Source organism: Curtobacterium sp. MCBD17_021 (assembly GCF_003234525.1).
In the GTDB taxonomy this organism is placed as follows: domain Bacteria; phylum Actinomycetota; class Actinomycetes; order Actinomycetales; family Microbacteriaceae; genus Curtobacterium.
Genome location: NZ_QKTS01000019.1, coordinates 1 through 12,631, shown reverse-complemented (window position 1 = coordinate 12,631; position 12,631 = coordinate 1). Strand labels below are relative to the sequence as shown.

At 69.7% G+C, this 12,631-nt stretch carries 12 protein-coding genes; 5 read left to right on the top strand and 7 right to left on the bottom strand.

All coding sequences use genetic code 11. The features are described from left to right. Positions 1-223 precede the first annotated feature (223 nt). Positions 224-646: a pilus assembly protein CpaE gene (locus DEI83_RS14245; protein WP_111082633.1), complete on the top strand. Its 423-nt coding sequence runs from the start codon at positions 224-226 to the stop codon at positions 644-646. A gap of 59 nt (positions 647-705) precedes the next feature. Further along, a complete protein-coding gene (locus DEI83_RS14240; RefSeq protein ID WP_111082604.1) occupies positions 706-1,536 on the top strand; it encodes an aldo/keto reductase in 831 nt (276 codons plus the stop codon). A gap of 77 nt (positions 1,537-1,613) precedes the next feature. Here DEI83_RS14240 and DEI83_RS14235 read toward each other — a convergent pair whose 3' ends face one another. Then, positions 1,614-2,765 (bottom strand): class I SAM-dependent methyltransferase, encoded by a 1,152-nt coding sequence (locus DEI83_RS14235; RefSeq protein ID WP_258371235.1) that lies wholly within the window; start codon positions 2,763-2,765, stop codon positions 1,614-1,616. 142 nt (positions 2,766-2,907) lie between these two features. Between DEI83_RS14235 and DEI83_RS15765 the strand changes: the two genes are divergently transcribed. Beyond that, positions 2,908-3,561, top strand: a complete 654-nt coding sequence (locus tag DEI83_RS15765; RefSeq protein ID WP_220036809.1) for a GntR family transcriptional regulator — start codon at positions 2,908-2,910, stop codon at positions 3,559-3,561. A 1-nt stretch (position 3,562) separates the two neighbouring features. Next, positions 3,563-3,715 (top strand): hypothetical protein, encoded by a 153-nt coding sequence (locus DEI83_RS16055; RefSeq protein WP_181431245.1) that lies wholly within the window; start codon positions 3,563-3,565, stop codon positions 3,713-3,715. A 93-nt stretch (positions 3,716-3,808) separates the two neighbouring features. Here DEI83_RS16055 and DEI83_RS14225 read toward each other — a convergent pair whose 3' ends face one another. The 6 genes from DEI83_RS14225 to DEI83_RS15760 all read right to left on the bottom strand — a co-directional run bounded on the left by DEI83_RS14225 (position 3,809) and on the right by DEI83_RS15760 (position 10,363). Next, entirely contained in the window at positions 3,809-5,305 is a 1,497-nt protein-coding gene (locus tag DEI83_RS14225; RefSeq protein ID WP_111082602.1) for a hypothetical protein, read from the bottom strand. Positions 5,306-5,390: 85 nt separating this feature from the next. Next, the gene (locus DEI83_RS14220) at positions 5,391-5,801 is read right to left on the bottom strand and encodes a heat shock protein transcriptional repressor HspR (protein ID WP_111082632.1); all 411 of its coding nucleotides are present in this window, start codon (positions 5,799-5,801) and stop codon (positions 5,391-5,393) included. A 96-nt stretch (positions 5,802-5,897) separates the two neighbouring features. Beyond that, complete coding sequence (locus DEI83_RS14215; RefSeq protein ID WP_111082601.1) at positions 5,898-6,899, bottom strand: DnaJ C-terminal domain-containing protein; 1,002 nt, start codon at positions 6,897-6,899, stop codon at positions 5,898-5,900. Between the two features lie 30 nt (positions 6,900-6,929). Continuing rightward, positions 6,930-7,721, bottom strand: coding sequence for a nucleotide exchange factor GrpE (locus DEI83_RS14210; RefSeq protein WP_111082600.1), 792 nt, complete (start codon positions 7,719-7,721; stop codon positions 6,930-6,932). A 5-nt stretch (positions 7,722-7,726) separates the two neighbouring features. Next, positions 7,727-9,601, bottom strand: a complete 1,875-nt coding sequence (gene dnaK, locus DEI83_RS14205) for a molecular chaperone DnaK (protein WP_111082599.1) — start codon at positions 9,599-9,601, stop codon at positions 7,727-7,729. A gap of 243 nt (positions 9,602-9,844) precedes the next feature. Further along, positions 9,845-10,363 carry a hypothetical protein gene (locus DEI83_RS15760; protein WP_146243357.1) on the bottom strand — a complete coding sequence of 173 codons (519 nt, stop codon included), beginning with the start codon at positions 10,361-10,363 and terminating at the stop codon, positions 9,845-9,847. Positions 10,364-10,538: 175 nt separating this feature from the next. Here DEI83_RS15760 and DEI83_RS14195 point away from each other — a divergent pair, with 175 nt between their 5' ends. Next, the gene (locus tag DEI83_RS14195; protein WP_146243356.1) at positions 10,539-12,575 is read left to right on the top strand and encodes an Ig-like domain-containing protein; all 2,037 of its coding nucleotides are present in this window, start codon (positions 10,539-10,541) and stop codon (positions 12,573-12,575) included. The last annotated feature ends 56 nt before the right edge of the window (positions 12,576-12,631 follow it).

Below are 12,631 nucleotides of genomic sequence, written 5' to 3'. Positions count from 1 at the left end.
GTCGGCCACGGCCGGGAGGCACGGCACCGGTCGCCCGGGCGTCGTCGCGTCGCGCACGCGGACCGGCGGGCGGTCGCACGTGAGGATGCTCGGTGATGCTAGTACGGCTACCCGGCATCGTGGTCCGAGGTGCGGAACGTGCGGTCCACCGGCCGCGACCTCCACGGTCACCTGCCACGGGCCTCCCGGCCGGACCGCACCCCCGAGTGCCAGGGTGGAGCGCATGATCAGCGTCGAACTCGCCCGCTCCCTGCGTGACGCCGGCCTCCGCTGGCACCCGGACACCGGCGACCGCTTCGTCATCGACAAGCCGGGCGTCGACGAGGACGTCTACACCGTGTCCGAGATGACCGTCGAACGGCACGACCACCCGACCGGTACGATCCTGGGCTTCAACGGCACGACGGAGTGGGCGCTCGACTCGGTGACGGCGGACGAGTCGCTCTGGCTCCCCCGCGAGGACCAGCTGCGCGACCTCCTGGGGCCCGCGTTCGTCGGACTGACCCGGACCGTCACGCCGGCCGGAGGCGCCCTGCACACGGTGTCGGCGACGATCGGCGGCGCCGACCGGACGTTCGCCGCGACGGACCCGGCGATCGCGTACGGCGAGGCCCTGGTGGCCTACATCACCGCGGCGCTCGAGTAGCCACCGGGCCCTGGGTCTTCCCGCAACGTCTGTGAGCCGCGCGGGTGTTGTCTGGGGACATGACCGTTCCGAACATCACGCTCAACGACGGACGCACGATCCCCCAGCTCGGCTTCGGCGTCTTCCAGATCGACCCCTCCGAGACGAAGGCCGCCACCCTGGCCGCGCTCGAGGTCGGCTACCGCCACATCGACACCGCCGAGATGTACGGCAACGAGAAGGAGGTCGGCGAGGCCATCGCGGAGTCCGGCATCGACCGCTCGGAGATCTTCGTCACGTCGAAGCTCAACAACGGCTTCCACGACCCGCAGCTCGCCGCCGAGAACGGCAAGAAGTCGGCCGACCTGCTCGGCGGCTACACCGACCTGTTCCTCATCCACTGGCCGCTCCCGACGGTGAGTGACTTCGTCCCGACGTGGAAGGCGCTCGAGGAGCTCTACCACGCCGGTACGGCGCGTTCGATCGGCGTCAGCAACTTCCAGGCGCACCACCTCAACCGCCTCGCTGCCGAGACGACGGTCACCCCGGCCGTCAACCAGATCGAGGTGCACCCGTACCTCGTGCAGGACGAGCTCCGCGCCTACGGTCGCGAGCACGGCATCGCGACCGAGGCCTGGTCCCCGATCGCGCAGGGCCTCGTCCTCGACGACGAGACCATCGTCCGCATCGCCGGAGCCACGGGCAAGACCCCGGCACAGGTCGTCCTCCGCTGGCACATCCAGCGTGGCGACATCGTCTTCCCGAAGTCGGTCACCCGCTCCCGCGTCGAGGAGAACTTCGCGATCTTCGACTTCGAACTCTCCGACGAGGACATGACGGACATCACGACCCTCGACAAGGGTCACCGCACCGGCCCGGACCCGGACACGTTCGACTACGTCCCGGCCTGAGCCTCCCGGCTCGCCGACCGCGCCGGCCCCGCGCCCGTCACACGACGGGGCGGGGCCGTTCGCTGTCCGGAAGGGCTTCAGTGCCGAGCGACCGAGGCGGTCACCGTGTACTTGGCCGTCCGCGCGACCTGACGGGTCGGTCCGACCGTGCGCTCGAGCACCGGGCGGTAGCGCAGGTGCGAGTTCCAGACCGTCCACAGCTCACCGCCCGGTCGGAGGATCGCGGCCGCGTTCCGGAACATCGCCTCGGCCGCGTCCGTGGTCACCGTGGTGTCGGCGTGGAACGGCGGGTTGCACAGCACCAGGTCGGCGGTGTCCGCGTCGAGCTCGTCGCCGGCGTCACTGCGGATCGTCCGGACACGTTCGCCGACGCCGTTGGCGTCGGCAGTCGACCGCGCTGAGGCGATCGCCGCCGCCGACACATCGGTCGCCACGACGCGGACGTGCGCGCGGCGGCGAGCGAGGACGGTCGCGACGACGCCGTTGCCACACCCGAGGTCGACGACGTCCCTGGCGGCGGGGACCGCAGCCTCTGCAGCCTCGAGGAGCACCCGGGTGCCGAGGTCGAGCGACGTCCCCGCGAAGACGCCGCCGTGCGCGGTGATCGTCACGTCGAGGTCGTCCTGGTGGACCCGGCGCGGCCACGGGTCGGCACGGTCGGCCTCCGCGGCGGCGTCCAGCCGAGGGTCCGACGCGATGAGCAACCGGGACTTCCCCCGGCCACGGCTCGCGGTGACCTCGCCGAACCAGCGCCGCAGCAGGTCGTTCTGCGAGAGCGTCATGTACTTCGTCCGGCCGCCGCACACGAGCACGACGTCGGGGGCGGCCCAGCGTGCGACGGCCCGGGCGACCTCGTCGAGGCGGTCATGCCCCTTCGTCAGCCGCAGGAGCACGAGCCGAGCGTCCCGGAACGCCTCCTCGAAGCCCTCGGGGTGGTGGAACCCGCGCCGGCCGAACGTCCCGGCGCTGGCCTCGAGCGCACGCTCCCCCACGAGCGAATCCTGGACGACCCGCACGTCGGAGGCGCCGTGCAGGGCGAGGACGCCGAGCGTGAGCACGCCGTACCGGTCGTCGACGACCGTGACCGCGCCGGGGTGCCGCAGGGCGTCGCCGTGGAGGTGCGGTACCTCGTCGAGCAGGAAGCGGTCCGTCCCGTCGATCGCGATGAGGTCCGGGCCGTGTTCCCGGGAGTCGCGCCGGAAGTGGTCGGCGAAGTCGAAGGACGGCACGGTCCGAGGGTAGTGGTCGCGAGCTGTCGAGCACCGCCGGATGGACAGTCGCGGTATATCACACGTGACGGAGGCTGGACGGGACCCTACGCTCGGGATCGTCCGGACCGACCGGGCTTCAGCCGAGGGGCGAGAGGGGCCGATGTTCGCACCGCGATCCGACACCAGGCCGTTGCTGCGTGACCTCGCCCGGGAGCGCCTCCGGGTCGAGATCATGCGCGGGTCCCTGTGCCCCGGCGACCGCCTCGACGACGAGGACCTCGCGGTCCGACTCGGATGCTCCCGGACGCCGGTGCGCGAGGCCCTGGCCGACTTGGCGCACCTCGGCCTGGTCGAGCTGCGGGCGAACCGGTACACACGGGTCGCCGTGCCCGCGCGTGAGGACGTCGTGCCGGCGCTCCAAGCGCTCGGTCTGCTCTTCGGCGGCGTCGTCCGTATCGCGGTGCCACGACTCGGCGACCGGAGCCGAGCCGTGCTCTTCCGGCGCCTCGGCGTTCTGCTCGACTGCCTGGAGACACCGTCGTGGCGCTCGTCGGCGGACGCCGCGACCCCGATCTACCGGACCTTCATCCAGGAGTGCCGGAACCCGATGCTCACGGCGACGCTGCACGGGTCACTCGACGGCCTGACGTTCCGGCTACGGCACGAGGAGCTCGACGCCGTGCTGCCGTGGCCGGACATCCGGAACAGCGTCGTCGCCCTCCGCGTGGCCGTGGACTGCCGCGACGGCCGACTGGCAGAGCGGGCGACGTGGGCGGCGCACCTGCTGCCCGACCCGGACGCGGCGGACCGCTGACATGTGCTCGTCGTGCATCCGCGCCGTCATCGCACACGTGCGGTCCGCCCGGCCCGGTGCGCCGCTCGACCCGGGAACCCTCCAGGAGGCGAACCGGCGCTGTGCGTCCGCGGACGCGGACTTCGACGCGCTCTTCGACGACCCGCTGCCGTGACGGGACGATCGCCGGCATCGGAGGTGATCACGCACGCGAGGACGAGAGCGGGCCCGGGCCTGCACGCCGAGCTTGCAGGCCCGAGCCCGGGCATCACTGGACGCGCAAGGACACGGTGTCCGTCGTCGTGTTGGCACCGCGGGACTTCGCCGTCGCGAGGAGCGCCTGGTTCCGCACCTCGAGCGCCGGTGTCGTGATCGCCCAACGACCGGCGTCGTTCGCGGTCACGGTGCCGAGGTCGCTCCCCGCCACGCCCTGCTCGCTGAGCCGGACGACGGCATGCGGGGCCGCGGTGCCGACGATGCGGACCTCGGGGAACGCCGGCGGGATGACGAACCCGTTGCCGGGCGACGTGATCCGGACCCCGGGACCGTAGTCGATGTCGACCGACGCACGCGCGGCCGGGACGCCGGCGCCCGACTGTTCGACCTCGACCCGCCGCACGCCACCGCGGTCGGGTGCGGCCAGCGTCACCGACCACGCCCCCGCGGGGTCGACCGTCGCGTGCGCGAGCTCATCGTCGCCGTCGCGCACGACGACCGTGGCCCCGGGAGCACCGTTCCCGCCCACGGTCACCGGCTTCGTCACGTCGTCGGGGAAGGATGCCGTTGCGCTGAACGCCGGCGCGGGGACGTCGACCACGACCGAGGCTGTGCCGATCGACTGCGCGCCGGCGAACGCCTCGACCCGCACGGCGTTCTGCCCGAACACCAACCCGTCGACGTCGAGCGTCCACGAGCCGTTCGACGGCCGGACGATCCGCTTCTCCTCCACGCCGTTCCGGGTCCAGACGACGTCGATGCTCGTCGCGCGGTTCGGTGCCTTCCCGGAGACCGTCGCCGTCCGCGCGACCGGGTCGACGTGCGACGCGGTCGCCGTGAGCGCCTGGTCGGCGATGGTGACCGACACGGACTTCTGGTCGCGGTAGGTGCCGTCGACGTACTGCTGGTACGTGCGTGTGTTCGTCCCGACGCTGAGGCCGGTCAGGGTGTGCGACCAGGTGCCGGACGAGTCCGCCTTCGCGACCTCGTCACCGTTCAGGCGGATCGATGCACCGGGAGTGGCGGACCCTTGGACGCGAGCGGTGCGGGCGACGTCGTCCTTGCTCGCCACCGACACGTTCAGCGCTCGCGGGGCGTACGGGCGCGTGATGGTGCCCACGGAGGCGCTCCGACCGAGGTTGTAGTAGCAGTTGATGAGGTCACAGGCCTCGCTCAGCACGACGCCGTCGGAGCGCGACGTCCCCTCGGCCCAGTTCGACGGCCAACGGACGAAGTACCCGTTCCGGGTGTTCACCTGCCACTTGTCGACCTGGGCGCTGAGGACGCGGACCCACGACTTGCAGTAGGTCGCGAGGGTGCACTGCGGTGTCGCGTACACCGTGAAGCCCTCGGTGCTCGTCTCGACGCGGACGCCGATCGGCACAAGCGGGATCGTCCTCGTCGACGGCCCCTCAGGCGCACCGCGCTGCTCGGCGGACTCGTGCTGCGGGAGTTCCGCAGCGGTGGCACCGGAGACCGGACTGACGAGTGTGCTGATGGCGATGAGCGCTGCCGTCACGGCCGCGATGACGGGTGGTCGGGATCGCATGGTTCCTCCTCGGTGTCGATGGGTGACTCGAACGAGCCACCTCGAAGCTACCGAAGGGGTATGTCACATGTCACCGGAGAAGGAATCAGCGCGGTGGGCGGTAGAGCACCACGGCGTTGTTGCGCTGCGGTCGCATGCCGGCTCGGAGTGAGACCGCCGCTCCGGTGGTCGTCGCTGCGAAGACGCGTGCGCCCGGCCGGTTGATGAGCTGGTCGGCGAGCGCGGTCTCGAGCTCGCGGACGCGCGTCCGCAGCAGGGCGTTCTCGTTCTCGAGGTCCAGCACCCGGCGGATCCCCTCGAGGGACACGCCCTCGGACCCGAGCCGCGCGATCTCCCTGAGCTGCGTGATGTCGCGCATCGAGTACCGGCGCGAGCCGCCACGGGTACGCCCGGGCACGACGAGGCCGAGCCGGTCGTACTGCCGCAGGGTCTGCGGGTGCATCTCGGCGAGCTCGGCCGCGACCGCGATCGCGAAGACGGGCGAGTTCTCGTCCATGTCGGCCATCAGAGCGCTCCTTGCCGGATCGACTGGAGGCCCGGTGCGGTTCCCTGACGGAGCCACACCGGGCCTCCCAGCTGGGTGTGGTGCGCGCTACTCGCGCGCCCTGGCGAGGAGGTCCTCGCGGGGGTCCTCGTCCGGCAGGGCGTCCGCGAGGGCGTCGAGCGCTGCGCGTGCCTTGTCGGACAGGTGGGACGGGACGGCGACCTGGACGGTGGCGAGCAGGTCACCGGTGCCGTTTTTGCCCGGGACGCCCCGGCCCTTGACGCGGAGGACCCGGCCCGAGGGCGTGCCCGGCGCGACCCGCAGTTTGACGGGTTCACCACCGAGCGTGGGCACCTGGATCGTGGCACCGAGCGCCGCCTCGACGAACGTCACGGGGACGTCCACGCGGAGGTTCTGCCCGTCGCGCTCGAACACCGGGTGCTTGCGGACGGAGACGGTGACCACCAGGTCGCCGGCCTCGCCGCCGTCGGGGCTCTGTTCACCCCGACCTCGCAGCCGGATCTTCTGCCCGTCGGCGACGCCCGCGGGGATGCGGACGTTCACCGGCCGGCCGTTGCCCTGCGCCAGCTTCACCGTGTCGCCGGCGATCGCGGTGGCGAAGTCGAGCGTCGTCGTCGCGGTGACGTCGCGCCCCTTCGTCGGTCCCCCGAAGCCCCGGAAGCCGCCGGAGTTCTGGCCGAAGCCGCCCCCGCCGAACATGCCGCCGAGGATGTCCTCGAACCCGCCGGCACCGCCGGCGCCGCCCTGGCCGAAGCGCACGCGCTGTCCGCCGCCGCCTCCACCGAACATGCCGCCGAAGACGTCCTCGAAGCCGCCCTGGCCGCCCGGCCCACCCGAGGTGAACCGAGCGCCGGAGCCCATCGCACGGACCTGGTCGTACTCCTTGCGCTGCTCCTTGTCGGAGAGCACCGAGTACGCCTCGCTGATCTCCTTGAACTTCGACTCTGCAGCAGCGTCACCCGGGTTGGAGTCCGGGTGGTACTGCCGCGCGAGCTTGCGGTACGTCTTCTTCAGATCAGCCTCGGAGGCGTCCTTCGACACCCCGAGCACTGCGTAGAAGTCCTTGTCGAACCAGTCCTGACTGGCCACGGCTCACCTCCCTTCCACCGTCGCCGACCCTCAGGCCGGCACCGCCACGGCGACCTTGGCCGCACGGAGCACGCGGTCACCGAGCTTGTAGCCCGGCTCGACGACGTCCGCCACGGTCTGGCCGGTCGCACCCGGCGTGGGCAGCTGGACGATCGCCTCGTGCACGTTCGGGTCGAAGGTCTCGCCCTTCTCGCCGATCTGCACGAGCTTGAACCTGTCGAACCCGCTGCGGAGCTTCTGGGCGATGACCTGCATCGGCCCCTCGGCGAGGTCGCCGTGCGACTCGGCCCGGTTCAGGTCGTCGAGGGCGGGGAGCAGTGCACGCACCACCTCGGCGATGACGGCCTCGCGGTTGGCGTCCCGGTCACGCTCGACGCGCTTCCGGAAGTTCACGAGCTCGGCCTGGGCGCGGAGCATGTCCGTCCGCATCTCACCGACGAGGTCGCGGTCGGACGGCGAGAGCCGGTCCTCGGCGATGCCGGTCGCTGCGTCCGCCAGGAGCGCCTCGTCCTCGGGGCTGAGGTCGTTCGCCGGCGGGGCGTCCGTCGACACCTCGACGTCCGGACCCTCGGCCTCGATGAGGTCCTCGGTGCCGTCGACGTCAGCCGTCGCACCGTCCTCGGAGCCCTCGACCGGGTTGCCCGGCGCCTGGCCGCCCTGTGCCTGGCCGCCCTGTGCCTGCCCACCCTGGGGAGCGGACCCGGCGGGCCCGGCGGAAGCGTCCGCCGGGCCCGAACCGGTCTGCCCACCGTCAGCCGAGCCTCCGGGCAGGTCGGCGCCGTCGTGCTGCGGGTCCTGCGGGTTCTCGTTGCTGGTGGTCATGTGTCCTACTTCTTGTCGTTGTCGTTGTCGTCGTCCACGACCTCGGCGTCGACGATGTCCTCGTCGTCACCGGTGGTCTGACCCTCGGCACCGGTGCCCGCACCCGCATCGCCGGCGGCGTCAGCTGCCTGGCTCTGCGCGTAGATCGCCTGTCCGAGCTTGCCCTGCGACTCGTTGAGCTTGTCGAACGCGGTCTTCACGGCCTCGTCGTCGTCGCCCGCGAGTGCGGACTTGAGGCCGTCGACGTCACCCTGGACCTCGGACTTGACGTCCGCGGGGAGCTTGTCGTCGTTCTCCTTGATGAGCTTCTCGATCGAGTAGACGAGCTGCTCGGCCTGGTTGCGACGCTCGCTCGCCTCGCGGCGGGCCTTGTCCTCGGCCGCGTGCTCCTCGGCCTCGCGGACCATGCGCTCGATGTCCTCCTTCGGCAGCGACGAGCCGCCGGAGATGACCATCGACTGCTCCTTGCCGGTGCCCTTGTCCTTCGCGGACACGTGCACGATGCCGTTGGCGTCGATGTCGAACGTGACCTCGATCTGCGGGATGCCCGCGGGTGCCGGCGCGATGCCGGTGAGCTCGAAGGTGCCGAGCGGCTTGTTGTCACGGGTGAACTCGCGCTCGCCCTGGAAGACCTGGATCGCGACCGACGGCTGGTTCGAGTCTGCGGTCGTGAAGGTCTCGCTGCGCTTGGTCGGGATCGCGGTGTTGCGGTCGATGAGCTTCGTCATCAGGCCGCCCTTGGTCTCGATGCCGAGCGAGAGCGGCGTGACGTCGATGAGGAGGACGTCCTTGCGCTCGCCCTTGAGGACACCGGCCTGCAGCGCGGCGCCGACGGCGACGACCTCGTCCGGGTTGACACCCTGGTTCGGCGACTTGCCACCGGTCAGCGACTTGACGACCTCGGCCACGGCGGGCATGCGGGTCGATCCGCCGACGAGGACGACGTGCGCGATGTCGTTGACGCTGACACCCGCCTCCTTGATGACGTCGTTGAACGGCTTCTTCGTGCGGTCGAGCAGGTCGGAGGTCATCTGCTCGAACTGGGCGCGCGAGATGGTCTCGTCGAGGTTGAGCGGGCCCTCGGCCGTCAGGGTCAGGTACGGGAGCTGGATGCTCGCGCTGAGCTGGCTCGACAGCTCCTTCTTCGCCTGCTCAGCAGCTTCCTTGAGGCGCTGCTTCGCGATCTTGTCGGTCGACAGGTCGACACCGTGCTCGTCCTTGAACTTCTTGACGAGGTGGTCGACGATGCGCTGGTCCCAGTCGTCGCCGCCGAGGCGGTTGTCGCCGGAGGTCGCGCGGACCTGGATCGTGGAGAAGTCCTCGTCCTTGCCCACCTCGAGCAGGGAGACGTCGAACGTGCCGCCACCGAGGTCGAAGACCAGGATGAGCTCGTCTTCCTTGCCCTTGTCGAGGCCGTACGCGAGTGCCGCAGCGGTCGGCTCGTTGATGATGCGGAGGACGTTGAGGCCGGCGATCTCACCGGCGTCCTTGGTGGCCTGACGCTCGGCGTCGTTGAAGTACGCCGGGACGGTGATGACCGCGTCGGTGACGTCCTCGCCGAGGTACTGCTCGGCGTCGCGCTTGAGCTTGCCGAGCGTACGGGCCGAGATCTCCTGCGGCGTGTAGCTCTTGCCGTCGATGTCGACCTTCCAGTCGGTACCGATGTGGCGCTTGACGCTCGCGATGGTGCGGTCGACGTTCGTGACGGCCTGGCGCTTGGCGGTCTCGCCGACCAGGACCTCGCCGTCCTTCGTGAACGCCACGATCGAGGGCGTCGTGCGGAGCCCCTCGGCGTTGGCGATGACGGTGGGCTCGCCGCCCTCGAGAACAGAGACGACGGAGTTGGTGGTTCCGAGGTCGATGCCTACTGCACGTCCCATGTGTTGGTGCTCCTTCGATCGGGTGCGTGGTCTTGCTGAAGTCTACGCGGACTTGCGTCCGCTGGGCTCAAGTTTACTCGCGACGAATGGCGCGTCAAGTCCAGGGGGGAGAAGTTGCGCCAGGTGGACGCAAGGTTGCGCGGTACACATTGCACTCGGCATCCCCACAGCGATCGCATGTGACATTTCTTACTCCAGCAATTCGCCGCGCTCCTGTGCGGCCCTACCCCGAAAGACACCTCTTCACATGAAGTCATTCCTTCGAGCTGCGGCCGCGACCGGCGTCGCCGCAGCCACTCTCGCAGCCGGACTCTCGTCCGGCCCCGCGACGGCAGCGGCGACAGCAGCGACAGCGGTCGACCGCCTGACCGGCCCGCTCGTGCAGAGGAACCTGTCGAACCAGTGGTTCTCCTGGGAGAAGCCCTCCTCAGGAAGCGAGATCAGCGCGACACCGTCGGGAAGCGAGGCAGGCGCCCTCGAGAGGGCGACCATCTGGACGTTCCCTGCGAAGGGGACGACAGGACCGGTCAAGCCCTTCGGTACGGATCTCTGCGTCACCGCCGGGGACCTCCGCGCCGCCTGGCTTGCAAGACCTTGCGACGGATCCGATTCGCAGCAGTTCGAGTGGACGACCGTCGAGAATCCGTACGCGGGAAAGGGTGACGGCCTACGCGCCAAGGGCTCGACCAAGTACCTCAGCACCTGGAAGATGGGTTCGACCTGGAAGGTCTCCGGCGAGAACCGTGAGGGCGCCAACACCACCGTTTACTCGAACCTGAAGCTGATCGATGCCGAAGTGTCGGACATCGATGTCAATGCAGGAACCGCAGTCCTCAGCGGGTACCTCCCCGAACGGACCACGGAGGTGGACATCTCTTGGGTCGATGAAGAGGGGAGCAACAAACACGTCCGCAAGGCTCTCGCATCTCCCTCCTTCATGGCACAGCTCACAGGCCTGCCCATCGGGAGCACGAAGGTCTCGATCGAGGCCTTCGACGGCGGCGAGTCCGTCGCGGAACTCGAGGTGGAAGTGGCACTCGAGGTCCGGAGGGTCAGCGCGTCCGCCAGCTTCGACTCGGACGTGGCGACCGTGGCACAGCTGGCGGGCAAGGCCCAGCCGAACACCACTGTCAACTTCTGGTTCGGTCAGCAGAAACTGCCCTTCACCGCCGAGTCCGACGAGAACGGTGACTGGCAGACTCCGCTGAACCCGCCGAACCGAGCCGGGGTCTGGGACATCACGGTGAGCCAGACGATCCGGAGCGATCGCCACAACGGAGAACTCGAACTCCCGGTCGACTACGGGGACGGCGTCACCGTCACGTCCGACTCGGAGCCCGAGGTCGCGGCAGGAGAGTCGTTGCTCGTCACCGGCACCGCTCCCTCCGGAACCCAGATCAAGGCATACGAGACGAGTTCTCCCCAGAACGTCCTCGGGTCGGTTCGTGCCGGCACAGACGACAGGTTCCGCCTCTGGATCGACGATCTCGAAGACCGGGAGTACAAGCTCCTCGTCAGCGGCATGACCAAGGGAGCGAACATCACGTCGGCTGCGGTCACGGTGAACCCGGGCAAGTCCTCGGTCGCGAACCCGACCGCGTCGGTGGAGTTCCCGGATGACATCACGAAGAAGGCCGTCGTCTCGGGTACGGGTGTCGCCGACGCGACGATCGAGGTCGAGGACGAGGACGGCAAGCGCCTCGGTGACACCACTGTCGACGACGAGGGCAACTGGTCGCTCGCCATCGACCCGATCGGTCCGGGCAAGCACGAGCTGACGGTCGAGCAGACCGGCATCGAGGGCGCACAGACCACCACGACCGAGATCGACTACGGTGCCGCGGTGTCGCTGGACGCTCCGACCACGTTCACCGGCGGGAAGACGACCGTCACCGGGAAGTCCTCGAAGGGTGCGCAGGTCACGATCACGACCGGCGGCAAGCAGGTCGACTCGTTCACGGTGACGAATGCCGACGGTTCCTTCTCCCGGGACCTCACCGGCCTCGGTGCGGGCAAGATCGAGCTGCAGGCGACCGCGAAGTCGAAGGGCGCCCTGACGACCACCACCACAGCCAGCTCGACCGCGCCGATCACAGCGGAGTCGATCCAGATCAGCTCGCATGTCAAGAACGGCACGTTCATGCCCGGCGAGCAGCTCTTCACCGGCCGTGGCACCGTCGGCGCGACGGTCACGTTGAACGTCCACGGCTTCTCCCCCGCGACCGCTGCGCAGGACCTGACGACCACGGTCGACCAGTTCGGTGAGTGGAGCATCAAGCGGGGCCTGGCGAACACCACCTACCCACTGTTCTCGGTGAAGCAGACCCCACAGGCCGGTGTCACCAACGAGCTCCTGAACTGGAACCTCCGCCCTTACGACGGCATCGGTGCACCGGGCGACCTGCAGCTGACCAACTTCAAGGACGGCGATTTCTTCAACCCCGGTGACCAGACCTTCGCGGGCAAGGCGACTCCGGGCGCGACGATCGTGTTCAACCCGTTCGGCCTCGACAACCCCGCCGTCGAGCAGTACGACATCACGACCAAGGCGGACAGCAAGACCGGTGACTGGACCATCCGCCGCGGTCTGGCGAACACCAACTACGACCGGATCGGCATCCGTCAGGAGCCCGCCGCCGAGGGCAAGGTCAACCAGATCGACGACATCCGCGTCGCACCCTACGGCTGGGTCGGCGCCCCGGCCGACCTGACGGTCACCAGCCACGCGGGCGGCGCCTTCACCCCCGGGAACCAGACGTTCACCGGGACCGCGACACCCGGCACGACGGTCACCCTCTACGCCTGGGGCGACAACCCCATCAACCCGGCGACGGGCATCGCCGACGCACGCGGCAAGTGGACCATCCACCGCATCCTCAACACCCCTCCGACGAACTACAACATCAAGATCGTCCAGGAGAACGCGGGCGCCAAGGTCGACACCGTCTACCTGCCCCTCACCGCCGAGCAGTGACACCCCGCGGGGCCGGCGGACGCCCTGTCCGACCGGCCCCGCCCACGCTTCCCCGC

Excerpts from the sequence above, each read along its gene's own strand:
- DEI83_RS15765 (WP_220036809.1), top strand. The coding sequence starts at position 2,908 with ATGTTCGCACCGCGATCCGACACCAGGCCGTTGCTGCGTGACCTCGCC.
- DEI83_RS14245 (WP_111082633.1), top strand. The coding sequence starts at position 224 with ATGATCAGCGTCGAACTCGCCCGCTCCCTGCGTGACGCCGGCCTCCGC.
- DEI83_RS14220 (WP_111082632.1), bottom strand. The coding sequence starts at position 5,801 with ATGGACGAGAACTCGCCCGTCTTCGCGATCGCGGTCGCGGCCGAGCTC.
- dnaK (WP_111082599.1), bottom strand. The coding sequence starts at position 9,601 with ATGGGACGTGCAGTAGGCATCGACCTCGGAACCACCAACTCCGTCGTC.
- DEI83_RS14225 (WP_111082602.1), bottom strand. The coding sequence starts at position 5,305 with ATGCGATCCCGACCACCCGTCATCGCGGCCGTGACGGCAGCGCTCATC.
- DEI83_RS14210 (WP_111082600.1), bottom strand. The coding sequence starts at position 7,721 with ATGACCACCAGCAACGAGAACCCGCAGGACCCGCAGCACGACGGCGCC.
- DEI83_RS16055 (WP_181431245.1), top strand. The coding sequence starts at position 3,563 with ATGTGCTCGTCGTGCATCCGCGCCGTCATCGCACACGTGCGGTCCGCC.
- DEI83_RS14195 (WP_146243356.1), top strand. The coding sequence starts at position 10,539 with ATGGCACAGCTCACAGGCCTGCCCATCGGGAGCACGAAGGTCTCGATC.
- DEI83_RS14240 (WP_111082604.1), top strand. The coding sequence starts at position 706 with ATGACCGTTCCGAACATCACGCTCAACGACGGACGCACGATCCCCCAG.